We start from the raw sequence: 21,094 nt of genomic DNA, 5'->3' as shown, positions 1-21,094 counted from the left end.
ACGCGGTCGGGCAGCGCCCCGCAAGGGGCGCCGGGGACTGCCCGATCAGCCCCCACCGGCCGGTGGCCGGGGCCCGACCGCAACCACCCCGGAACCCCACGCGGCCCTCCCCGGCGGGGCATGGCAGGCTTGACGCATGGCCGCGCAGATCAACCCCAGCATCCTGTCCGCCGACTTCGCCCGCCTTGCGGACGAGGCGAAGGCGGTCGAAGGCGCCGACTGGCTCCACGTCGACGTCATGGACAACCACTTCGTCCCGAACCTCACGCTCGGTGTGCCGGTCGTAGAATCCCTGGCCCGAGCCACGGACATCCCGCTGGACTGCCATCTGATGATCGAGGCCCCCGATCGCTGGGCACCCCAGTACGTCGAAGCGGGTGCCTCGTCCGTCACCTTCCACGTGGAGGCGGCGGCCGCCCCGGTGCGGCTCGCGCGCGAGATCCGGGCGAAGGGCGCCCGCGCCTCCATGGCGCTCAAGCCCGCGACGCCCATCGAGCCGTACGAGGATCTGCTGCCCGAGCTGGACATGCTGCTCATCATGACGGTGGAGCCCGGATTCGGCGGTCAGGCCTTCCTCGACATCATGCTTCCGAAGATCCGCCGCACCCGGGAGCTGATCACCAAGCACGGGCTGGAGCTGTGGCTGCAGGTCGACGGCGGCGTCTCGGCGACGACGATCGAGCGGTGCGCGGACGCCGGAGCCGACGTTTTTGTGGCAGGTTCCGCGGTGTACGGGGCAAACGACCCGGCAGAGGCGGTACGTGCACTGCGCACCCGGGCCGAGGCGGCGACGGCTGCCGCGTCCTGGGCGTGCGACCACTGAGGTACGGGAACGTGAACGGCTCCGATCAGGGCTGATCGACTGCGCCGGATCTGCGAGGATGAACGGCGTATCCAGAGTGTGAACAGCAGTGAGGAGATGGCCGTGTCGGGTATGTCGGCGGGCCGGTCAGCCATGCGGATGGGACCCGCTGAGCTGGTGCAGGCGGCGGCCATGGCCCGCCGCTTCTACCTGGAGGGCAAGTCCAAGATCCAGATCGCGGAGGAGTTCGGCGTCAGCCGCTTCAAGGTGGCCCGGGTGCTGGAGACCGCCCTCGAAAGGGATCTCGTGCGCATCGAGATCCGTGTGCCGGCCGAACTGGACGCCGAGCGCTCGGACGCGCTCCGCGCCCGCTACGGCCTGCGGCACGCCGTCGTGGTGGAGTCCCCCGCCGAGGCGGAGGAGACCCCCGATCCGGAGAACCTCGGTGAGGTGGCCGCCGACCTGCTCGGCGAACTGGTCAACGAGGGGGACGTGCTCGGCCTCGCCTGGGGCCGGTCCACCATCCACATGGCGGCGGCGCTGGACCGGCTGCCGCCGTGCACGGTGGTGCAGCTGACGGGCGTGTACGACGCCGGGACCTCCGAGCGCGGTTCGGTGGAGGCCGTCCGGCGGGCCGCCCAGGTGTCGGGCGGCGACGCGCACCCCATCTACGCGCCGATGCTGCTGCCGGACGCGGCCACCGCGGCCGCGCTGCGCAACCAGACGGGCATCGCCCGGGCCTTCGAGTACTTCGACAAGGTCACGGTCGCCTGCGTGTCCATCGGTTCCTGGGAGCCCGGGATCTCGACGGTGCACGACATGCTCAGCGACGAGGAGCGGGCGCACTACGCCACGCTCGGTGTCGCCGCGGAGATGGCCGCGCACCTCTTCGACGCCGACGGCCGCCGGGTCGGACGGGACCTCGGCGAGCGGTGCATCACGGTCAAGGCCGACCAGCTGCGCCGGATCCCCGAGGTCGTCGCGATCGCGGGCGGGCAGCGCAAGGCGGCGGCGATCGACGCGGTGCTGAGGTCGGGGCTGGTCACCAGCCTCGTCACCGACACCTCGGCCGCCGACTACCTGATGACGGCGGGGCCCACGCCCAAGCCGACCCTGAGCCGCTCGGACCCCGACGGCGCCTGACGGGGGACCGCCGCGGCGGCGCCGGTACCGGTGCCGACGCTGCCGTGGCGGTCCGCCCGTCCGGCTCGGGCCGCCGCGCGTCCCCGTGGGGCGGAAGGGCTCAGGAAGCGGGCTGCCCGGCGGCCAGCGCCGCGTCGATCAGCAGGGCCGCCGCCTGCCGGGCGACCACGCCCGCCGTCGGGTCGCGGTCCATCCGCGCGGAGACGCTGCCTCCGTCGTACAGCAGCTGGAGCTGGCGGGCCAGGCTCGCGGGATCCGGCGCCCCGGCCTCCCGGGCCAGGTCGGTCAGGAGCGCCCGGACCCAGGCCCGGTAGGTGTCGGAGACCTCTTCGATGGTGCCGCCCGGCTTGGCCTCCGCGCTGGCCGCCAGGAAGGCGCACCCGTGGAAGCCCTGCTCGGAGAAGAGCGCGGTCTGCGCGTCGAAGACGGCGAGCAGCCGCTCCCGCGGGTCGTCGGCGCCGTCGACGGCGCGCAGCAGGCGGGCGGACATCCGGGCGTACCGGGAGTCGAGATAGGCGCGGATGAGCTGTTCCTTGCCGCCGAAGGTGTTGTACAGCGAGGCCTTGGCGACGCCGGCGCGCTCGATGATCCGGTCGATCCCGACCGACTGCACGCCCTCCGCGTAGAACAGCTCGTTCGCGGCGGAGAGCAGGCGCTCCCGGGCCGTCGGAGCCTTGGCACTCAACGCCTTCGTCATGCCACCCACCTTCTCGACGTTTCCACTCTACGGGCGACGGGGACCGCTGCCTGCCCGGTCAGCGGGGCGACACCGCGTCGGCGTGCCCGGCCTCCCGCACCTCGACGGCGGGCGTGCCGCCGGAGGCCACCAGCACCCCGGACGCCATCGGCGTCCGGTGGCGCAGCAGCAGGGCCGCGAGGGCCAGCAGGGCCAGGCCGATGACCACCGCGCCGTACTCCTCGGAGGTCGGGACGAGTCCGCCGCCGTGCACCACCAGGGTTCCGGCGACGACGGCCGGGACGCCCATGCCGAGGTAGGCGACGACGAACAGCAGGGACAGCACGCCCGAGCTCTCGTGCGGCCGGGTCAGCGGCAGCACGGTGCGGATGCCGCCCTGGAAGCCGCTGCCGAAGCCGAAGCCGGCGACGGCCGTGCCGGCGAAGAACAGGCCCGGTGCGTTCTGCTCGACGGCCAGCAGCGTGACGGCGACGCCGGCGACCAGCGCGCCGATGCCGGTGTACATCACGGTCGTCGCCCGGGCGCCGCGCAGCACGAGAACGGCCACGGCCGCCACGAACGCGAGGACGAACAGGCCGAGGCCGCCCCAGACGGCGGAGGTGGAGCCGACCAGGGTGCGCACCAGCGCCGGGCCGAGGGAGCCGTAGAACCCGGCGAGCGCCCAGACGGCGAAGATGACCGGGGCCGCCGCGAGGGCCGCGCCGCGGACCGGGCGCGGGAGCTTGATCTCGGGCACCAGGGAGGCGAGCGCGCCCGGCGCACGGCTGACGGTCTCGTCGATCAGGGCGATGGCGACGGCCTGGGCCGCGAACACGCCGAGCAGGCCGAGGTAGACGGTGTGGGTCGGGGCGGGCAGGTACTGCACGACGAAGCCGCTGACCAGGGCGCCGGTGGCGGTGCCCAGGCCGGGGGCGAAGGCGTTGGCCACGGTGCCCCGGGCGCGGTTGACGTCCATCATCGCGGCGCCCACGGCGCCGAGCGCGGCACCGGTGGACAGGCCCTGCACGATCCGGGCGACGAGCAGTTCGCCGACGCCGCCGGCGGTGGAGAACAGCACCATCGCGACGACCTGGGCGGCGATCGCGGAGATCAGCACGGGGCGGCGGCCGACATGGTCGGACAGCTTGCCGAGGACCAGGAGGCCGGAGAGGACGGCGATCGCGTAGATGCCGAAGACCACGGTGGTGGTGATCGGGCTGAAGCCCCACTCGGCCTGGTAGGTGGCGTAGAGCGGGGTCGGCGCGCTGGAGGCGGCGAGGAAGGAGACGACGATGGAGGCGAGCACGTAGAACGCCGCGCGCGGCGGGATCGGCCTGCTCTGCGCCGTGGGTCGGGCGTGCTGTGCGAGGTGGTTCATCAGGAGAGATCCTTCGCGGGGACGGTGCCGGAGATCGTCGGTTCACAGATGCCTGAATTGAGTAGACAGGTCTGTCTACATGCCCTGGCCAACCCCATAGACAGGTCTGTCTATTCCGGTGTCGCGAAAGAAATTCAGGGGAAGCCGGGTTGTGGCGCGCGGCTCGCGTGGAGCGTCTGCGCCGACCGGGCGCCGCGAACCCCGATCATGTGGAGGACATACGGGCACGAAGGCCGAGTGCCGAACACTTCGGGAGGACGCGGTGACCACTGAACCCCAGCCCGCACGGGACGCCGAACCACAGCCGGTGCTCGGGCCGTTGACCACCGCCGCGATCTTCCTGGTGGTCAGCGTCGGCCCCGGGCACGAGGAGCGGGCACGGGACGTGCTCGGCGACCTCGCCGCGCTCTGCCGCAGCTTCGGGTTCGGCGCCCCCGACGGCGCCCTGAGCTGTGTCGCCGGGATCGGCTCCGACGCCTGGGACCGGCTGTTCGACTACCCGAGGCCGGCCGGACTGCATCCCTTCCGGCCCCTGGAAGGCGCCCGGCACACCGCCGTCGCCACCCCCGGCGACCTTCTCTTCCACATCAGGGCCACCCGGTTCGACCTCTGCTTCGGGCTCGCCGCCGAGATCATGCACCGGCTGCGCGACGCGGTCACCGTCGAGGACGAGGTGCAGGGCTTCAAGTACCTGGACGCCCGTGACCTGCTGGGCTTCGTCGACGGCACCGCGAACCCGGTCGGCGCCGCCGCCCGCAGGGACGTCCTGATCGGCGCGGAGGACCCCGCGCACGCCGGCGGCAGCTACGTGATCGTGCAGAAGTACCTGCACGACCTCGACGCCTGGAACGCGCTGCCGGTCGAGACGCAGGAGCGGATCATCGGCCGGACGAAGCTGACCAACATCGAACTGGAGGAGCAGGGCTCGCACGTCGACCTGAACACCGTCACCGGACCGGACGGCAAGGAGCAGGACATCGTCCGCGACAACATGCCCTTCGGCAGCCCCGGACGGGGCGAGTTCGGCACCTACTTCATCGGGTACGCCCGCCGGCCGGACGTCATCGAGCACATGCTCCGCAACATGTTCCTCGGCAACGAGGACGCCCGCTACGACCGCATCCTCGACTTCTCCACGGCGGTCACCGGCACCCTCTTCCACGTGCCCTCCGGCGACTTCCTCGACGACCTGCCCCCGGCTCCCGGCAAGGCGTGACGACGAACCGCGGCTGACCGTGGCGCTCGCCCCCGGCTGACCCGGCAGGCTGCGCCGACCGCCCTTGTAGCTTCCTCCCAGACGGGCCTGACCTGCCTGGACGTTCGTCCCGGGCACCGCATACCGGTCCCCATGGGACAATGAAGTACGTGCTCTTCCCCCTGGCCGGCCGGTCCGGGGGTCACCTCTGATCCACCGGGATGTGCGGCACGTGCGTTTCCTCAATGACATCCAGCCCGCGTACGACCTGACGTACGACGACGTCTTCATGGTGCCGAGCCGCTCCGCGGTCGGCTCGCGGCAGGGCGTCGACCTCGACTCGCCGGACGGCACGGGCACCACCATCCCGCTGGTCGTCGCCAACATGACCGCGATCGCGGGCCGGCGGATGGCCGAGACGGTGGCCCGGCGCGGCGGTCTCGTCGTCATCCCGCAGGACATCCCGATCGACGTGGTCACCGACGTCATCACCTGGGTGAAGAGCCGCCACCTCGTGCTGGACACCCCGATCGTGCTCGCCCCGCACCAGACCGTCGCCGACGCGCTGGCCCTGCTGCCCAAGCGCGCGCACAACGCGGGCGTCGTCGTCGACGAGGACAGCCGTCCCGTCGGCGTCGTCACCGACCAGGACCTCAACGGCGTCGACCGCTTCACCCAGCTCGCCGAGGTCATGTCCCGCGACCTGCTGCTCCTCGACGCGGACATCGACCCGCGCGAGGCGTTCAACAAGCTGGACGCGGCCAACCGCCGCTACGCCCCGGCCGTCGACCGCGACGGCAGGCTGGCCGGCATCCTCACCCGCAAGGGCGCCCTGCGCGCCACCCTGTACACCCCGGCCACCGACGCGCGGGGCAGGCTGCGGATCGCCGCCGCCGTCGGCATCAACGGGGACTTCGCGGACAAGGCCAAGCAACTGCTCGACGCCGGTGTCGACACGCTCGTCATCGACACCGCGCACGGCCACCAGGAATCGATGATCAGCGCGGTCAAGCTGGTCCGCGGCCTCGACCCGAAGGTGCCGATCGCGGCCGGCAACATCGTCTCCGCCGAGGGCGTCAAGGACCTCGTGGAGGCGGGCGCGGACATCGTCAAGGTCGGTGTGGGCCCCGGCGCCATGTGCACCACCCGCATGATGACGGGCGTCGGCCGGCCGCAGTTCTCGGCCGTCCTGGAGTGCGCCGCGGAGGCGAAGAAGTACGGCAAGCACGTCTGGGCCGACGGTGGCGTCCGGCACCCGCGGGACGTCGCCATGGCGCTGGCCGCGGGCGCGTCCAACGTGATGGTCGGCTCCTGGTTCGCCGGCACCTACGAGTCGCCCGGCGACCTCCAGCAGGCCGCCGACGGCCGCCTCTACAAGGAGTCCTTCGGCATGGCCTCGGCGCGCGCGGTGCGCAACCGCACGTCCGAGGAGTCCGCCTACGACCGGGCCCGCAAGGCGCTCTTCGAGGAGGGCATCTCCACCTCCCGGATGTTCCTCGACCCGGCCCGGCCGGGCGTCGAGGACCTGATCGACTCGATCATCGCGGGCGTGCGGTCCTCGTGCACCTACGCCGGCGCCGGATCGCTGGAGGAGTTCGCCGAGAAGGCGATCGTGGGCATCCAGAGCGCGGCCGGGTACGCGGAGGGCAAGCCACTGCACGCGAGCTGGAGCTAGCCGCTTCACGGACGGCGGCCGGGCTCGTGTTCTACTTCGTGTACGGCTGTCGCCGGTCCCGTCCTGCACCACCCGAAAGCTGAACGACCCCTTGCTGAACGATCTCGACGAACGCATCGTGCACGCCCTCGCCGAGGACGCCCGCCGCTCCTACGCGGACATCGGGCAACTGGTCGGCCTGTCCGCGCCCGCCGTCAAACGGCGCGTGGACCGGCTGCGCGCCACCGGAGCGATCACCGGTTTCACCGTGCGGGTCGATCCGGCGGCCCTCGGCTGGGAGACGGAGGGGTTCGTCGAGATCTACTGCCGGCGCAACACCTCGCCGGAGACGATCCAGCGGGGGCTGGAGCGCTACCAGGAGGTCGTGGCCGCGTCCACGGTCACCGGTGAGGCCGACGCGGTCGTGCAGGTCTTCGCGTCGGACATGCGGCACTTCGAGCGGGTGCTGGAGCGGATCGCGGGGGAGCCGTTCGTGGAACGCACCAAGTCGGTCCTGGTGCTGTCCCCGCTGCTGAGGAGGTTCTCCTCGGGGGCCCCGGGCTGAGCCGTCGTACGCCGGGTGCGGCCCGGTGGGGGCCGTTCGCGCGATTCCCGCGCCCCTTCAGAGCGCGGGGAACCGCGAGAACGGCCACGGCGTACCCGCATCCGGCGCCGACAGCGCACCCCGTCCGCTATCCCGCCGTCTTCCGCGCCAGCGCGTTGTTGCCGATGGAGTTGTGCACGCTGAAGCTCACCGCGTCCGACCGGTACCGGTCGTCGGACCACTCCACCGGCCGCCCCTCCCGCGTCGTCGTCACGCGCCGCACCCGCAGCAGCGGGCTCGTGCGGCGGATGCCGAGCAGTTCCGCGTCCTGCGCCCCCGCCGCCACCGCGTCGATGACGTGCTCGCCGTACGCGAAGACCAACCCCTTGTCCTCGTAGAGGCGTTGCGTGACCGACGGGCAGTCCGGCTCTATCGTCTCGACCGCCGGGGAGATCCAGTCCGCGTACACCGTGCGCTCCAGCAACACCGGCTCACCGTCCAGGCCACGGACCCGCAGTACGTGCAACACCCGCGTGCCTGAGGTGAGTTGGAGACGGACCACGTCCTCGTGGCTGGCCGGGCGGTACTCCTGGGACACCACGTGCCCGGTCGCCTCGCGGCCCATCGACCTCGCCCACTGCGCGAAACTGCGCAGCTCCGCGAAGCTCTGGCTGCGCCGGCTGGCCAGCACCATCCGGCGGGCGCCCTGGCGGGAGCCGATCAGCCCCTCCGAGGTGAGCGCGGCGACGGCCTGGCGGACGGTGCCGCGGGACACGCCGTACTGCGCCGCCAGCTCCGTCTCCGCGGGCAGCCGGCTGCCGACGGTGTACTCCTCGCGGTCGATGGCGCGCCGCAGTTCGTCGGCGATCTCCTCGTGTCGCGCCGTCATGCTTCCCCTCTGATCAGACCGCTGTGCACAGCGTGACCAGCCTAATCGACGTCCTGGGGTGATGCGTGTGAGCCGCGAATGTGCAGGGAATCAGGGGCTGGTGTTTCTGCTGTGTTCATGAACAGGTCATTCGCGCCGGGCGTACTGGGGTCAACTTGTTCAGACAAGTTCGCTCGGCGCCCGCCACAGCGCCGCCCACAGCGCCACCCTCGTGCGTACTCCCTGGAGAGACCGTGATCGTGTCCCTGCCGAGAACCGCCGTCCTTGGCGGCTCCCTCGCCGTCGTAGCCGCGCTCGCCCTGAGCGCCTGCGGCGCCGCCCCCGACAACGCGTCGTCCACCACCTCCGACGGCAAGAACGCCGCCACCGCCGCCTCCGCCGCCGACCTCGGCGGCATGGACAAGCTGGTCGCCGCGGCGAAGAAGGAGGGCGCGCTGCACATCATCGCCGTGCCCCGTGACTGGGCCAACTACGGCGCCATCATCGACGGCTTCCAGAAGAAGTACGGCATCAAGATCGAGGACGAGAGCCCCGACGGCTCCAGCCAGGACGAGATCAACGCCGTGACCTCGCGCAAGGGCCAGGACCGCGCGCCGGACGTGCTCGACCTCGGTTCGTCCTTCGCGCTCAGCGCCGCCCAGCAGGGGCTGCTCGCGCCGTACAAGGTGACCACGTACGCCGACATCCCCACCGCCCAGAAGGACCCGCAGGCCCGCTGGTACAACGACTACGGCGGCTACATCTCCATCGGCTGCGACGCCAAGCGCGTCAAGTCCTGCCCCACCACCTTCGCCGACCTGCTCAAGCCGCAGTACAAGGGCCAGGTCGCCCTCAACGGCAACCCGACCAAGTCCGGCTCCGCCTTCGGCGGCGTGTACGCGGCCGCGCTCGCGGGCAAGGGCTCCTTCGACGACATCCAGCCCGGCCTGGACTTCTTCGCCAAGCTGAAGAAGAACGGCAACTACACGCCCGTCGAGTCCACCCCGGCCACCGTCGAGAAGGGCGAGACGCCCATCTCGATCGACTGGGACTACCTCAACGCCGGCTACGCCGACGAGTTCAAGTCCAAGGGCGTGGACTGGAAGGTCAGCATCCCCTCCGACGGCCAGTACGCCCAGTACTACTCGCAGGCCATCAACAAGGACGCCCCGCACCCGGCGGCCGCCCGCCTGTGGCAGGAGTACCTGTACAGCACCGAGGGCCAGAACCTGTGGCTCAAGGGCTACGCCCGCCCGGTCCTGATGACCTCCATGGACTCGGCCGGCACGCTGGACAAGACGGCCGCCGCCAAGCTCCCCGCGGTCACCGGCACGCCGTCCTTCCCGACCGAGGCCCAGCAGGACAAGGCCAAGACGGTGCTCTCGACCGGCTGGTCGAAGGCCGTCTCCGGATGACGGCCACGCTCACGCGGGCCGACGTGGCGTCCGCCGCTTCCCAGAAGCGGCGGCGCCGCGCCCCCGGCTGGCTCGCCGTCGTCCCGCTGCTCGTCTTCACGGCCGTCGCCTTCGGGCTCCCGGCCGTGGCCATGCTGAACGGCGCCTTCACGGTCAAGGACCCGGCGACCGGGGTGTCCTCGTACACCGGGAGCAACCTCACCGACTCGCTCCAGGGCCCGTACCTGACCGCCCTCGTCGGCAGCGTCAAGCTGTCCGCCCTCTCCGCCCTGATCGCCGCCGTCCTCGGACTGCCGCTCGCGCAGGCCGTGGTCAGCTCGCGCTCCCGGGCGCTGCGCGAGGCCGTGCTCACCGCCTCCGGCGTGCTCGCCAACTTCGGCGGAGTGCCGCTGGCCTTCGCGTTCGTGGCGACCCTCGGCAACGCCGGTGTGCTGACCGTGCACCTGCACCTCGCCGACCACGGCTGGAACCTGTACAGCTTCTGGGGGCTCGTCCTGGTCTACCTGTACTTCCTGATCCCGCTGATGGTCCTCACCATCACACCGGCCCTGGACGGACTGCGCGCCCAGTGGCGGGAGGCCGCGCTGAACAACGGCGCCACCGGCGTGCAGTACTGGCGGTTCGTGGCGCTGCCCGTGCTCGCGCCCTCGCTGCTCGGCGGGCTCGTGCTGCTCTTCGGCAGCGCCTTCGCCGCCTACGCCACCGCCGCCGCGATGGTCGGCAGCGCGGTCCCGCTGGTGACCCTGCAGATCGCCGACGCCCTCTCCGGCAACGTCCTGGTCGGCCAGGAGAACGTGGCCCTCGCCCTCAGCCTGGACATGGTGCTGGTGGCGGGCGTGGTGATGGCCGTGTACCTGCCCCTGCAACGACGGAGTGCCCGATGGCTCGACGCCTGACCCCCTGGCGCTGGGCCGTCCTAGGCCTCGCCGCCCTGTACTTCCTCGTCCCGCTGGGCGCCTCCGTCGTCTTCACGGTGGACGTGCCCGGCCAGGGCGTCACCTTCGACGCCTACACGCAGATCCTCTCCGCGGACGGCTTCCTCTCCAGCCTGCTGCTCTCGCTGGAACTGGCCCTCGCCACCATCGCCGTCGTGCTGCTCCTGATGGTGCCCGCCGTGGTCGCGCTGCGGCTGAGCGCGCCGAGGCTGCGGCCCGTGGTCGAGATCGTCTGCTCGCTGCCGCTGGTGGTGCCGCCGATCGCGTTCGTGGCCGGGATCGCGAGCGTCCTGAAGTGGGGGCCGGACCACCTGTCACGGACCCCTCTGTTCGAGACGTTCGTCGCCGTCCAGAACCCCGACTTCCCGGTCGTCCTGGTCCTCGCGTACGTCGTGATGGCGCTGCCCTTCGTCTACCGTGCGCTGGACGCCGGACTGCGCGCCGTCGACGTCCGCACCCTCGTCGAGGCCGCCCGCAGCTGCGGCGCCGACTGGCCGCAGGCCCTGGTGCGGGCCGTGCTGCCCAACCTGCGCGGCGCGCTGCTCAACGCCGCCTTCCTCACCCTGGCGCTGGTGCTCGGCGAGTTCACCGTCGCCCGCCTGCTCGGCTTCCAGCCCTTCGCCGTGTGGATCTACAACGTCGGCGGCTCGCAGGCCCAGATGTCCGTCGCCGTCTCCGTGCTCAGTCTCCTGGTGACCTGGGCCCTGCTCCTCGCGCTCGCCGGTGCCGGCGGCCGTGACCGAACCGCTTCCTCCCGGGGATGAACCATGAGTGTCAGCACGCCTGAGAAGGCCACCGCCACCGCCGCCACCGTCGAATTCCGCTCCCTGCGACGGGAGTTCGGCACCACCGTCGCCCTCGACGGCCTCGATCTCACCGTCCGGCCGGGGGAGTTCCTGGCCCTGCTCGGTCCGTCCGGCTGCGGCAAGACCACCGCGCTGCGCATGCTCGCCGGGTTCGAACACCCCGACTCCGGCGCCGTGCTGGTGGACGGCGAGGACGTCACCTCGGTGCCCGCGCACCGCCGCGACGCCGGGATGGTCTTCCAGTCGTACAGCCTCTTCCCGCACCTGAACGCCGTCGACAACGTGGCGTTCGGGCTGCGCATGCGCAAGGTCCGCACCTCCGAACGGCGCGCCCGGGCCGCCGAACTGCTGGACCTGGTCGGCCTCGGCGACAAGGGCGAGCGGTTCCCGCACCAGCTCTCCGGCGGCCAGCAGCAGCGCATCGCGCTCGCCCGCGCCCTCGCCCTGCGGCCCCGCGTGCTCCTCCTCGACGAGCCGCTGTCGGCCCTGGACGCCAAGGTCCGGCTGACGCTCCGCGAGGAGATCCGCCGCCTCCAGCAGGAACTCGGCATCACCACGCTGTTCGTGACGCACGATCAGGAGGAGGCGCTGTCCATGGCCGACCGGGTCGCCGTGATGCGCGCCGGGCGGCTCGAACAGTGCGCCGAGCCCGCCGAGCTGTACGGCCGTCCCGCTACCGCCTTCGTCGCCGAGTTCGTCGGCACGATGAGCCGGATCCCGGGCACGGTAGAGGACGGCGTGGTCGCGGTGCTCGGACAGCGGCTGCCGCTCGACGGACCGGCGCCGCGGGCCCGTGAGGTCGACGTCCTGGTGCGGCCCGAGGCGGTCCGGGTGCGCGCGGACGCCACCGGCGGCGCCACCGTCGTCGCCACCGCCTTCCTCGGAGCCGTGGTCCGGGTCACCGTGCGGCTCGCCGACGGTACCGAGGCCAAGGCCGACCTGTCCGCCCACGAGGCGGCCGGCCTGGGCGCCGGAGCGGCGGTGAGCGTGTCGCTGCCCGAGCGGCCGGTGCTCGTGGCGGAGCGTACCCAGAAGTAACGCTTCCGGAGATCCGGAAGCGTCCATCAGTCCCGACGTGAGGAATGACGACAACGTGACCCCCCACCCCCGACTCCCGCTCCAGGCCGTCCTGTTCGACATGGACGGAACGCTCGTCGACACCGAGCGACTGTGGTGGGAGGCGGTGGAACGCGTCGCCGGGCGGCCGCTCGGCGAGGCCGACGAACCCGACGTGCTGGGCCGGCCGGTCGAGCACACCGCCCACTGGCTGGCCGGCGCCACCGGCAGGTCCGGCGCCGACCTGGCGGCCGCACTGCACCGGGAGTTCGCGGACGCCGTCCGCACCGGCATCGTGCCCCGCCCCGGCGCCCTCGACCTGCTGGACGCGCTCGCCGCGGCCGGCGTTCCCACCGCCCTGGTCACCGCGTCCCCACGCGCGGTCGCCGACCTCGTGCTCGCCGCGCTCGGCGAAGGCCGGTTCGCCGCCTCCGTCACCGCCGACGACACCGGCCGCACCAAGCCCGCCCCCGACCCCTACCTCGCCGCCTGCCGGGCCCTCGGCGTCGACCCGGCGGCCTGCGTCGCCGTCGAGGACACCGAGACCGGGGTCGCCTCGGCGGAGGCGGCGGGCTGCGCGGTGCTCGCCGTGCCCTCGCTCGCGCCGATCGGCGACGCCCTCGGCCGGACCGTCCGGGACAGCCTGGTCGGGGTCACCCCGAAGCAGCTCAGCGACATGGCCGTACCCGAACTGCGGGTCATGTCCTGGAACCTGTGGCTCGGCGGCAGCCTGATCGACGACCACCGGGCCAAGCAGATCAAGGCCGTCGTCGACGCCGGAGCGGACGTCGTCGGCCTCCAGGAGACCGCCGGCACCTCGGCCCGGGAACTCGCCGAGGCCCTCGGCTGGCACCACCACACGGCCGGCGAGAACCTCGGCATCATCAGCCGGTACCCGATCACCGCCCGACTGGGCGACCCGGAGGTCGGCTTCTACGGAGCCGCCGGGGTACGGATCGCCCTACGCCCCGGACGCGAGGTCGACGTGTGGACCGCGCATCTGCACTACACCCCCTACGGGCCCTACGAGTTCCACTTCGACGGGCTCGGATCGGCCGAACTCGCCGCCCACGAGGAGCTGCGGCTCGGGCAGCTGCGTGAGGCGCTCGACCTGATCGGGGACGGCCCGGTGCCCGTGGTCCTGGTCGGCGACTTCAACTGCCCGTCCCACCTGGACTGGCCGGAGGTCGAGTGGCCCGTGACCAAGGCCGCCGAGGAGGCCGGGTTCCGCGACTCCTACCGGGAGGCGCATCCGGACCCGGTGGCCGCGCCGGGCCACACCTGGTCGCCGGTCCACCCCGTCCGGGAGGACGGCAGCGGGCGCCCCGAGCCGCAGGACCGCATCGACTACGTCCTGCACCGGGGGCTGCGCGTACTCGACTCCACGACCCGCGTCAGCGGCGTCCCCGCGCCGTGGCCCGACGTGGCGGGCAACGACTGGCCCTCCGACCACGCGGCCGTCGTGAGCACCTTCGCCGTCGGGCCCTGACGGGGTTACCGGGGGCAACCATTGCGGTCGCCGGGGGCATCCCGTAGGTTGTGCCCGGCTCCTTACTCGCTGGTAACACCGGTAGGCAATCCATGCGCTGGACAGTCGGCCGACCCGCCACGGTCCGCGCGCGGATCGTGGCGCTCGCCCTCGCCCCGGCCGTCGCGCTGACGGCTCTGTGGAGCTTCGCCATGGTCTCCGTCACCGCCGACCTGCGCGCCCTGATCCGGGTCCAGGGGGTGTACGACGACTTCGGCACCCCCGTGGACACCGCCGTCGGCCAGATCCAGCTCGAACGACGGCTGTCGGCGGCCTACTTGGGCGCCCGGCCCGGCACGGAACCCGCCGCCGCCCTGACGGCGCAGCTGCGACGCACCGACCGGGCCGTGGCCGCCCTGCGCGACGCCGTCCGCGACGGAGACCGCGGACGCCTCAGCGGCCCGCAGCGCACCGCCCTCGACGCGATGGTGACCGCCACCGGCGGACTCGGAGCACTGCGCGAGCGGGTGCGGTCCCGGACGGTCTCCTGGGACACCGCCGTCGCCGACTACAGCGCCCTCGTGGAACCCGGCTTCGACGTCCAGTCCGCCCTCACCGCCCTCCAGGCCGGCCGGCTGGCCCGCGAGGCACAGGTCGTCGTCGAGCTGGTCCGGGTACGGGAGTTCGTCTCCCGCGAGGACGCGCTGGTCGCGGGAGCCAGGGCCGCCGGACGGCTCACCGCCACGCAGTACGGCGGCCTCACCGCGGCCGTCGAGGACCGGCGCGTCTTCGAGCGGACCTACGTCGCGGACCTGCCCGCCGACTCCCGGGCCCTGTTCGAGCGGTTCCAGCGCGGCGAGCTGTACCGGTCGCTGGTGCGCGGCGAGGACACGCTGCTGCGCGCCGGTGCCGGCCGGGCCGGTGCGGCCGTCGCCGCGGACACCTGGCGCTCGACCACCGACCGGGCCGTCCGGCAGTACATGCTGCTGTGCACCGACGCGGCGCGGAACGCCGCCGCGCGCGGACGGGCCTTCGCCTACCGGGAGCTGACCAAGGCGGCGGTCGTCGGCGTCGTCGGACTGGCGGCCGTGGGGCTGTCGTTGGGGAGCACGGTGCGCGGCGCGCGCCGCGTCTCCCGTCGCCTGGAGAACCTGCGCGACGCGGCCGACCTGCTCACCGCGCACCAGCTTCCGGCCCTGATGGAGCGGTTGAGCGCCGGTGAGGAGGTGGACGCGGCCGCCGAGGCGCCGCCGCTGGCCGCCGGGGAGGCGGGGCGCGACGAGATCGGGGACGTCGGCCGGTCGTTCAACCGGGCACGGCTGGCCGCCGTCGAGGCGGCGGTCACGCAGGCCACCCTGCGCCGGGGCCTGAGCGCGGTCCTGCTGAACATCGCGCGTCGCAACCAGGCCCTCGTGCACCGCCAGCTGAAACTCGTCGACACCCTGGAGCGGCGGACCGACGACCCTGCCGTGCTGGCCGAGCTGTTCCGCATCGACCATCTGACCACCCGGATGCGCCGGCACGCCGAGAGCCTGATCATCCTCTCCGGCGCGACCCCCGGACGGCGCTGGCGGCGGCCCGTACCCGTCGCCGACGTGGTGTCCTCGGCCGTCGGCGAGATCGAGGAGTACCCGCGGGTCGTGGTGCCGCCGATGCCCGAGGTCGGCGTCGCGGCGGACGCGGTCGCCGATGTCGTGCACCTGGTCGCCGAGCTGCTGGAGAACGCCACCGTGTTCTCGCCGCCGCACACCCAGGTCACCCTGCGCACCGGCCGGACCGGCGACGGCTTCACCCTGGAGATCGACGACCGGGGTCTCGGCCTGGACCCCGGCCGGCTCGCCGAGGCTAACCGCACCCTCACCGACCCCGAGGCCTTCGACCCGACCCGCCACGACCGCCTCGGCCTCTACGTCGTGGGCCGGCTGGCCGCCCGGCACGGCATCGCGGTGACCCTGCGCGAGTCGCCGTACGGCGGCACCACCGCGGCGGTCCTGCTGCCGGCGACGATGCTGGCGGAGACGGACTCCGGGCCCGGTAGGGAGAACACGCGTTCCGGACCGGGCGGTGCGCAGGCCCGTGTCCTGGCGAGTGCGCCGACCGCCGCGGCCGAGACGGGTGCGCGGTACGACATGCCCGACGCCGTGACGGGTGCGCGGCAGGGTGGTCAGCCGGGTGCGCGGGAGGCTGTGCCGGGTGGGCGACCGGATGCGCCGGGTGCGCGGTCGAGTGTGCCGGGGGCCGAGGCGGAAGCCGGTCTCCGCGGCGGCTCGGAGGGGACCGGTGTCCCCGCGCCCGGCACGGCCGGTGCCGGTGCCGGTCCGGGCGGGGCGGCGGACGCCGGTGCCGGTCCGGGCGGGGCGGCGGACGCCGGGGTCCCTCCGGACGGGGCCGCGGGTGCCGGTTCCGGCGGGTCGCGCGCGTCCGCCGTCCCCACGCTGCCCACCCGCAGACGGCAGGCCTCTCTCGCTCCCGAGCTGCGCACCGAGCCCGAGCCCGAGCCCGGCTCCGGGACAGGACCTGCCCGCGAGCTGGACGCGGACGAGATGAGAGCGGTCTTCGGAGCCCTCCAGCGGGGTCTGGACCGCGGGCGCAGGGGACTGCCCCTCGACCCGGACCGGCCGACCGCCACCGACGAAAGGACGCCCAGTGCCGACGACCAGTGACAGCCAGGCCGCCCCGGACCCCGGCACGCCGCCCGGCAGCGACCTCGGCTGGCTCCTCGACGACCTGGTGGCCCGCACGGACCACGTCCGCCAGGCCGTGCTGCTCACCGCGGACGGGCTGCCGCTCAGCCACTCCGAGGGCATGCGGCGGCGCGACATCGAGCACCTCGCGGCCCTCTGCTCCGGCTTCCACAGCCTGGCCCGCTCGGCGGGGGAGCGGTTCGCCGCCGGAGAGGTACGGCAGACCATGGTGATGCTCGACGACGCCTACCTCTTCGTGACCCCGGCCGGGCACGGCAGCCGGCTGGCCGTCCTCAGCGACGTCCGCACCGATGTCGGCCAGCTGGCCCACGAGATGGCCCTGCTCGTCCGCCGCCTCGGCCGCCACCTGGACGCGGCCGCCCGCTCGGCACCCTGACCCCGCGGTGAGCGACGAACACTGGTACGAGGACGAGACCGGCTCGCTGGTCCGCCCCTACACCGTGACCCGGGGCCGCACCGAGCCGTCCGGACGGCTGGTCATCGACCTGATGTCCCAGGTCACGGCGGTGCACACGGACCGGTGCGAGCCGGGCGTCGACCATGCCGGGACAGCTCTGCTCGCCCTGGTGCGGCGCGGTGCCCGGCCGGTCGTGGAACTCGCCGCCGACGCCGACCTGCCGCTCACCGTCCTGCGCGTCCTGCTCGGCGACCTCGCCGAGGCCGGTCTGGTCCGCATCGACCGTCCGCGCCGCGTCGCCGCCACCGGCCCGGCCGCCGACCCGGCCCTGCTCAAGGAGATCATCGAGCGGCTGAGGGAGCTGTAGGAAGACCCACGGCGCAACGAATCACCGGCGGACGCCCGCATCACGCAACGAACCGTCCGGCCACGCGCAACGGCTCCTCCTTGTCCGGCCCCGCCGGCGGACCTACCGTCTAAAGGGTCCCAGACCCCCCGTACCCGGTGAGGACCCGCATGCGCACCGCCCTGCTCCAGAGCTCCGGCCGCCCCGGCTCGACCGTCGAGAACCTCAAGGCCCTCGACGACGCCGTCGGCCGGGCCGCCGCCGAGGGCGCCGCGCTGCTCGTCGCACCCGAGATGTTCCTGACCGGCTACGCGATCGGCGGCGACGTCGCCCGTCTCGCCGAGCCCGCCGACGGCGACTGCGCGGACGCGATCGCCGAGCTGGCCCACCGGCACGGCGTGGCGATCGCCTACGGCTACCCGGAGCGCGCCGGGGACGTGGTCCACAACTCGGCCCAGCTGATCTCCGCGGACGGCACCCGGCTCGCGAACTACCGCAAGACCCACCTCTTCGGGGGCTTCGAGCGCGACCACTTCACGCCCGGCGACCAGCCGGTCGTCCAGGCCGAACTGAACGGCCTCACCGTCGGGATCATGATCTGCTACGACGTCGAGTTCCCGGAGCCGGTGCGCGCGCACGCCCTCGCCGGCACCGACCTGCTGCTCGTCCCGACGGCGAACATGCACCCGTTCCAGTTCGTCGCCGAGTCCCTCGTCCCGGTGCGGGCCTGGGAGAACCAGATGTACGTGGCGTACGTCAACCGGGCGGGCCAGGAGGGCGAGTTCGAGTTCTTCGGCCTGTCCGGCCTGTCCGGGCCCGACGGCGTGACCCGCGCCCGGGCAGGCCGCGGCGAGGAACTTCTCGTCGCCGACGTCGACCCCGCGCTCCTCGCCGCCTCCCGCGAGGCGAATCCCTATCTCAAGGACCGCCGGCCCGGCCTCTACGGGTCCCTGGTCTGACCTCCCCTCCCCGCTTTTCCTTCCTCATTCCTCTCGCAGGTCGCAAGGAGTCCGTAGCCCATGACGTCCACCGTGCCCAACGCCGTCGAGCACGCCGACGAGCAGCAGCCGCCGATCACCATGTTCGGGCCGGACTTCCCCTACGCGTACGACGACTTCCTCGCCCACCCGGCGGGCCTCGGCCAGATACCCGCGACCGAGCACGGCGCCGAGGTCGCGGTCATCGGCGGCGGACTGTCCGGCATCGTGGCCGCGTACGAGCTGATGAAGATGGGCCTGAAGCCGGTCGTGTACGAGGCCGACCAGATCGGCGGACGGCTGCGGACCGTCGGCTTCGAGGGCTGCGACCCCTCGCTGAGCGCCGAGATGGGCGCCATGCGCTTCCCGCCCTCCTCCACCGCCCTCCAGCACTACATCGACATGGTGGGACTGGAGACCCGGCCCTTCCCCAACCCCCTCGCCGAGGCGACCCCTTCGACGGTCGTGGACCTCAAGGGCGAGTCGCACTACGCCGAGACGGCCGCGGACCTGCCGCAGGTCTACCGTGACGTCGCCGACGCCTGGAACAAGTGCCTCGAAGAGGGCGCCGACTTCTCCGACATGAACCGCGCCATGCGCGAGCGGGACGTGCCGCGCATCCGCGAGATCTGGTCCCGGCTGGTCGAGAAGCTCGACAACCAGACCTTCTACGGCTTCCTCTGCGACTCCGAGGCCTTCAAGTCCTTCCGGCACCGCGAGATCTTCGGCCAGGTCGGCTTCGGAACCGGCGGCTGGGACACGGACTTCCCGAACTCGATCCTGGAGATCCTGCGGGTCGTCTACACGGAGGCCGACGACCACCACCGCGGCATCGTCGGCGGCAGCCAGCAGCTGCCGCTGCGGCTCTGGGAACGCGAGCCGCAGAAGATCGTGCACTGGGAGCACGGCACCTCGCTCGCCAAGCTGCACCGGGGCGGGGAGCCGCGCCCGGCCGTCACCCGGCTGCACCGCACCAGCGGCAACCGGATCACCGTGACGGACGCGGCCGGCGACATCCGTACCTACCGTGCGGCGGTCTTCACGGCCCAGTCCTGGATGCTGCTCTCGAAGATCGCCTGCGACGACTCGCTCTTCCCGATCGACCACTGGACCGCGATCGAGCGCACCCACTACATGGAGTCCTCGAAGCTGTTCGTCCCGATCGACCGGCCGTTCTGGCTGGACAAGGCCGTCGACGGCAACGGAGACCCGACCGGCCGGGACGTCATGTCGATGACGCTCACCGACCGGATGACCCGCGGCACGTACCTCCTCGACGACGGCCCCAACCGGCCCGCCGTCATCTGCCTCTCCTACACCTGGTGCGACGACAGCCTGAAGTGGCTGCCGCTGTCCGCGAACGAGCGGATGGAGGTGATGCTGAAGTCGCTCGGCGAGATCTATCCGAACGTCGACATCAGGAAGCACATCATCGGCAACCCGGTGACCGTCTCCTGGGAGAACGAGCCCTACTTCATGGGCGCGTTCAAGGCCAACCTGCCCGGCCACTACCGTTACCAGCGCCGTCTGTTCACGCACTTCGTGCAGGACCGGCTGCCCGCGGACAAGCGGGGCATCTTCCTCGCGGGCGACGACATCTCCTGGACGGCGGGCTGGGCCGAGGGCGCCGTCCAGACCGCGCTGAACGCGGTCTGGGGCGTCATGCACCACTTCGGAGGCACCACCGACCCGTCCAACCCGGGCCCCGGTGACGTCTACGACGAGATCGCGCCGGTCGAACTCCCCGAGGACTAGGACCAGTTCAGACCCCGGCCGCCCGCGCCTTCTCGTACACCTCCGCGGCGACCTCCTTCAGCTCCTGGGCGTCGCGCGGAGTGGTCTGGAGGTCGACCAGGATCTCGTCGAGACCGACCGCGGCGTGCGCCACCAGGTCCTCCACGATCTGGTCGGCGCTGCCCTGGAAGGGCTGGCGGTCGGGCCCGTCGTAGGGCTTGGCCGTGTGGACGGCGTTCACCCGCACGACCGTCGCGATCGGTTCCGTGCGGCCGCGTTCGGCCGCCAGCTCCTGCAAGTCCCGCCACTGCGCGGCGAGCTGTTCGGCTCCCATGCCCACCGGCAGCCAGCCGTCGGCGTGGTCGACCAGCCGCCGCAGGGCCCGCTTGTTGCCCGCGGCCAGCAGGACCGGGATCGGCCTCGCGGGCTTGGGCCCGACCACGGCGGAGGCGATCTTCGTCAGGTCCCCGTCGTACGTCACCGGGTCCGGGCCCCACACGGCCCGGCACACCTCGATCAGTTCGTCGAGGACCTTGCCGCGTTCCTCGAACGGCCGGATTCCGGCGGCCGCGTACTCGTCGAGCGACCAGCCGGTGCCGAGACCCGCGACCACCCGGCCGCCGCTCGCCGCGTCCAGCGTGGCCAGCGACTTGGCCAGCTGGAAGGGGACGTGCAGCGGGGCCACCAGGACACTGGTGCCCAGCCGTGCCCGCTCGGTGACCGCGGCGGCCAGGGCGAGCGTGACCAGGGGCTCGGCGACGTTCCGGTAGAAGTCCGGCCAGGGCAGACCCTCGACGTTGTACAGGCCCTGGGTGGCCGGTTCCGGGAAGAGGGCCCGCTCGAAGACCCACAGGCTGTCGTAGCCGATCCGCTCCGCGGCACGGGCCACGTCGGGGACGTCCGTGCCGATGGAGTACTGCCGCATCTGGGGAAGGCCGAAGCCCAGCCGAGTCGTCATTGAGGTGCTCCTTCGCAATCGGGTCGTGCGCTCAACG

General features: G+C 72.6%; 19 protein-coding genes. 15 read left to right on the top strand and 4 right to left on the bottom strand.

Annotated features, from left to right (window positions below):
* The first annotated feature begins 136 nt into the window (after positions 1-136).
* On the top strand, positions 137-823 hold the full coding sequence (gene rpe / locus ACIRQ9_RS28770; RefSeq protein ID WP_404179579.1) for a ribulose-phosphate 3-epimerase: 687 nt from the start codon (positions 137-139) through the stop codon (positions 821-823).
* Positions 824-901: 78 nt separating this feature from the next.
* The gene (locus ACIRQ9_RS28765) at positions 902-1,945 is read left to right on the top strand and encodes a sugar-binding transcriptional regulator (RefSeq protein ID WP_404179576.1); all 1,044 of its coding nucleotides are present in this window, start codon (positions 902-904) and stop codon (positions 1,943-1,945) included.
* A gap of 100 nt (positions 1,946-2,045) precedes the next feature.
* Here ACIRQ9_RS28765 and ACIRQ9_RS28760 read toward each other — a convergent pair whose 3' ends face one another.
* Positions 2,046-2,642, bottom strand: a complete 597-nt coding sequence (locus ACIRQ9_RS28760; protein ID WP_404179573.1) for a TetR/AcrR family transcriptional regulator — start codon at positions 2,640-2,642, stop codon at positions 2,046-2,048.
* A gap of 58 nt (positions 2,643-2,700) precedes the next feature.
* Positions 2,701-3,999, bottom strand: coding sequence for an MFS transporter (locus tag ACIRQ9_RS28755; protein ID WP_404179570.1), 1,299 nt, complete (start codon positions 3,997-3,999; stop codon positions 2,701-2,703).
* Positions 4,000-4,261: 262 nt separating this feature from the next.
* Between ACIRQ9_RS28755 and ACIRQ9_RS28750 the strand changes: the two genes are divergently transcribed.
* The 3 genes from ACIRQ9_RS28750 (at position 4,262) to ACIRQ9_RS28740 (ending at position 7,413) form a co-directional block, all read left to right on the top strand.
* Positions 4,262-5,215, top strand: a complete 954-nt coding sequence (locus tag ACIRQ9_RS28750; protein ID WP_404179567.1) for a Dyp-type peroxidase — start codon at positions 4,262-4,264, stop codon at positions 5,213-5,215.
* A gap of 211 nt (positions 5,216-5,426) precedes the next feature.
* Positions 5,427-6,869, top strand: a complete 1,443-nt coding sequence (locus tag ACIRQ9_RS28745; protein WP_404179564.1) for a GuaB1 family IMP dehydrogenase-related protein — start codon at positions 5,427-5,429, stop codon at positions 6,867-6,869.
* A gap of 91 nt (positions 6,870-6,960) precedes the next feature.
* Positions 6,961-7,413 carry an Lrp/AsnC family transcriptional regulator gene (locus ACIRQ9_RS28740; protein WP_046726552.1) on the top strand — a complete coding sequence of 151 codons (453 nt, stop codon included), beginning with the start codon at positions 6,961-6,963 and terminating at the stop codon, positions 7,411-7,413.
* A 127-nt stretch (positions 7,414-7,540) separates the two neighbouring features.
* Here ACIRQ9_RS28740 and ACIRQ9_RS28735 read toward each other — a convergent pair whose 3' ends face one another.
* Positions 7,541-8,281: a GntR family transcriptional regulator gene (locus ACIRQ9_RS28735; RefSeq protein WP_404179561.1), complete on the bottom strand. Its 741-nt coding sequence runs from the start codon at positions 8,279-8,281 to the stop codon at positions 7,541-7,543.
* Positions 8,282-8,514: 233 nt separating this feature from the next.
* Here ACIRQ9_RS28735 and ACIRQ9_RS28730 point away from each other — a divergent pair, with 233 nt between their 5' ends.
* The 10 genes from ACIRQ9_RS28730 (at position 8,515) to ACIRQ9_RS28685 (ending at position 20,120) form a co-directional block, all read left to right on the top strand.
* Positions 8,515-9,675 carry an ABC transporter substrate-binding protein gene (locus ACIRQ9_RS28730; protein WP_404179558.1) on the top strand — a complete coding sequence of 387 codons (1,161 nt, stop codon included), beginning with the start codon at positions 8,515-8,517 and terminating at the stop codon, positions 9,673-9,675.
* A complete protein-coding gene (locus ACIRQ9_RS28725) occupies positions 9,672-10,571 on the top strand; it encodes an ABC transporter permease subunit (RefSeq protein WP_351933825.1) in 900 nt (299 codons plus the stop codon). The genes ACIRQ9_RS28730 and ACIRQ9_RS28725 overlap by 4 nt, the downstream gene beginning before the upstream one ends.
* Entirely contained in the window at positions 10,556-11,374 is an 819-nt protein-coding gene (locus tag ACIRQ9_RS28720; RefSeq protein ID WP_404179554.1) for an ABC transporter permease, read from the top strand. The genes ACIRQ9_RS28725 and ACIRQ9_RS28720 overlap by 16 nt, the downstream gene beginning before the upstream one ends.
* A gap of 3 nt (positions 11,375-11,377) precedes the next feature.
* Positions 11,378-12,454, top strand: coding sequence for an ABC transporter ATP-binding protein (locus ACIRQ9_RS28715; protein ID WP_404179551.1), 1,077 nt, complete (start codon positions 11,378-11,380; stop codon positions 12,452-12,454).
* Between the two features lie 55 nt (positions 12,455-12,509).
* Entirely contained in the window at positions 12,510-13,961 is a 1,452-nt protein-coding gene (locus ACIRQ9_RS28710) for an HAD-IA family hydrolase (RefSeq protein WP_404179548.1), read from the top strand.
* Positions 13,962-14,053: 92 nt separating this feature from the next.
* Positions 14,054-16,603 carry a nitrate- and nitrite sensing domain-containing protein gene (locus tag ACIRQ9_RS28705; protein WP_404179545.1) on the top strand — a complete coding sequence of 850 codons (2,550 nt, stop codon included), beginning with the start codon at positions 14,054-14,056 and terminating at the stop codon, positions 16,601-16,603.
* Positions 16,587-17,021: a roadblock/LC7 domain-containing protein gene (locus ACIRQ9_RS28700; protein ID WP_404179541.1), complete on the top strand. Its 435-nt coding sequence runs from the start codon at positions 16,587-16,589 to the stop codon at positions 17,019-17,021. Before ACIRQ9_RS28705 ends, ACIRQ9_RS28700 begins: the two co-directional genes overlap by 17 nt.
* A gap of 7 nt (positions 17,022-17,028) precedes the next feature.
* A complete protein-coding gene (locus ACIRQ9_RS28695; protein ID WP_404179538.1) occupies positions 17,029-17,409 on the top strand; it encodes a DUF742 domain-containing protein in 381 nt (126 codons plus the stop codon).
* Between the two features lie 149 nt (positions 17,410-17,558).
* On the top strand, positions 17,559-18,347 hold the full coding sequence (locus tag ACIRQ9_RS28690; RefSeq protein WP_404179535.1) for a carbon-nitrogen hydrolase family protein: 789 nt from the start codon (positions 17,559-17,561) through the stop codon (positions 18,345-18,347).
* 60 nt (positions 18,348-18,407) lie between these two features.
* Complete coding sequence (locus ACIRQ9_RS28685) at positions 18,408-20,120, top strand: flavin monoamine oxidase family protein (RefSeq protein WP_404179532.1); 1,713 nt, start codon at positions 18,408-18,410, stop codon at positions 20,118-20,120.
* A gap of 7 nt (positions 20,121-20,127) precedes the next feature.
* On the opposite strand, the gene ACIRQ9_RS28680 is transcribed toward ACIRQ9_RS28685, so the two are convergent.
* Positions 20,128-21,057 (bottom strand): LLM class F420-dependent oxidoreductase, encoded by a 930-nt coding sequence (locus tag ACIRQ9_RS28680; RefSeq protein ID WP_404179529.1) that lies wholly within the window; start codon positions 21,055-21,057, stop codon positions 20,128-20,130.
* Positions 21,058-21,094: the final 37 nt, after the last annotated feature.

Origin of the sequence: Streptomyces sp. NPDC101237 (assembly GCF_044767465.1) — a bacterium.
Lineage (GTDB): Bacteria > Actinomycetota > Actinomycetes > Streptomycetales > Streptomycetaceae > Streptomyces > Streptomyces gramineus.
This window is presented reverse-complemented; position numbering and strand designations above follow the sequence as displayed.

Excerpts from the sequence above, each read along its gene's own strand:
- rpe (WP_404179579.1), top strand. The coding sequence starts at position 137 with ATGGCCGCGCAGATCAACCCCAGCATCCTGTCCGCCGACTTCGCCCGC.
- ACIRQ9_RS28760 (WP_404179573.1), bottom strand. The coding sequence starts at position 2,642 with ATGACGAAGGCGTTGAGTGCCAAGGCTCCGACGGCCCGGGAGCGCCTG.
- ACIRQ9_RS28755 (WP_404179570.1), bottom strand. The coding sequence starts at position 3,999 with ATGAACCACCTCGCACAGCACGCCCGACCCACGGCGCAGAGCAGGCCG.
- ACIRQ9_RS28735 (WP_404179561.1), bottom strand. The coding sequence starts at position 8,281 with ATGACGGCGCGACACGAGGAGATCGCCGACGAACTGCGGCGCGCCATC.
- ACIRQ9_RS28725 (WP_351933825.1), top strand. The coding sequence starts at position 9,672 with ATGACGGCCACGCTCACGCGGGCCGACGTGGCGTCCGCCGCTTCCCAG.
- ACIRQ9_RS28720 (WP_404179554.1), top strand. The coding sequence starts at position 10,556 with ATGGCTCGACGCCTGACCCCCTGGCGCTGGGCCGTCCTAGGCCTCGCC.
- ACIRQ9_RS28715 (WP_404179551.1), top strand. The coding sequence starts at position 11,378 with ATGAGTGTCAGCACGCCTGAGAAGGCCACCGCCACCGCCGCCACCGTC.
- ACIRQ9_RS28705 (WP_404179545.1), top strand. The coding sequence starts at position 14,054 with ATGCGCTGGACAGTCGGCCGACCCGCCACGGTCCGCGCGCGGATCGTG.
- ACIRQ9_RS28690 (WP_404179535.1), top strand. The coding sequence starts at position 17,559 with ATGCGCACCGCCCTGCTCCAGAGCTCCGGCCGCCCCGGCTCGACCGTC.
- ACIRQ9_RS28685 (WP_404179532.1), top strand. The coding sequence starts at position 18,408 with ATGACGTCCACCGTGCCCAACGCCGTCGAGCACGCCGACGAGCAGCAG.
- ACIRQ9_RS28680 (WP_404179529.1), bottom strand. The coding sequence starts at position 21,057 with ATGACGACTCGGCTGGGCTTCGGCCTTCCCCAGATGCGGCAGTACTCC.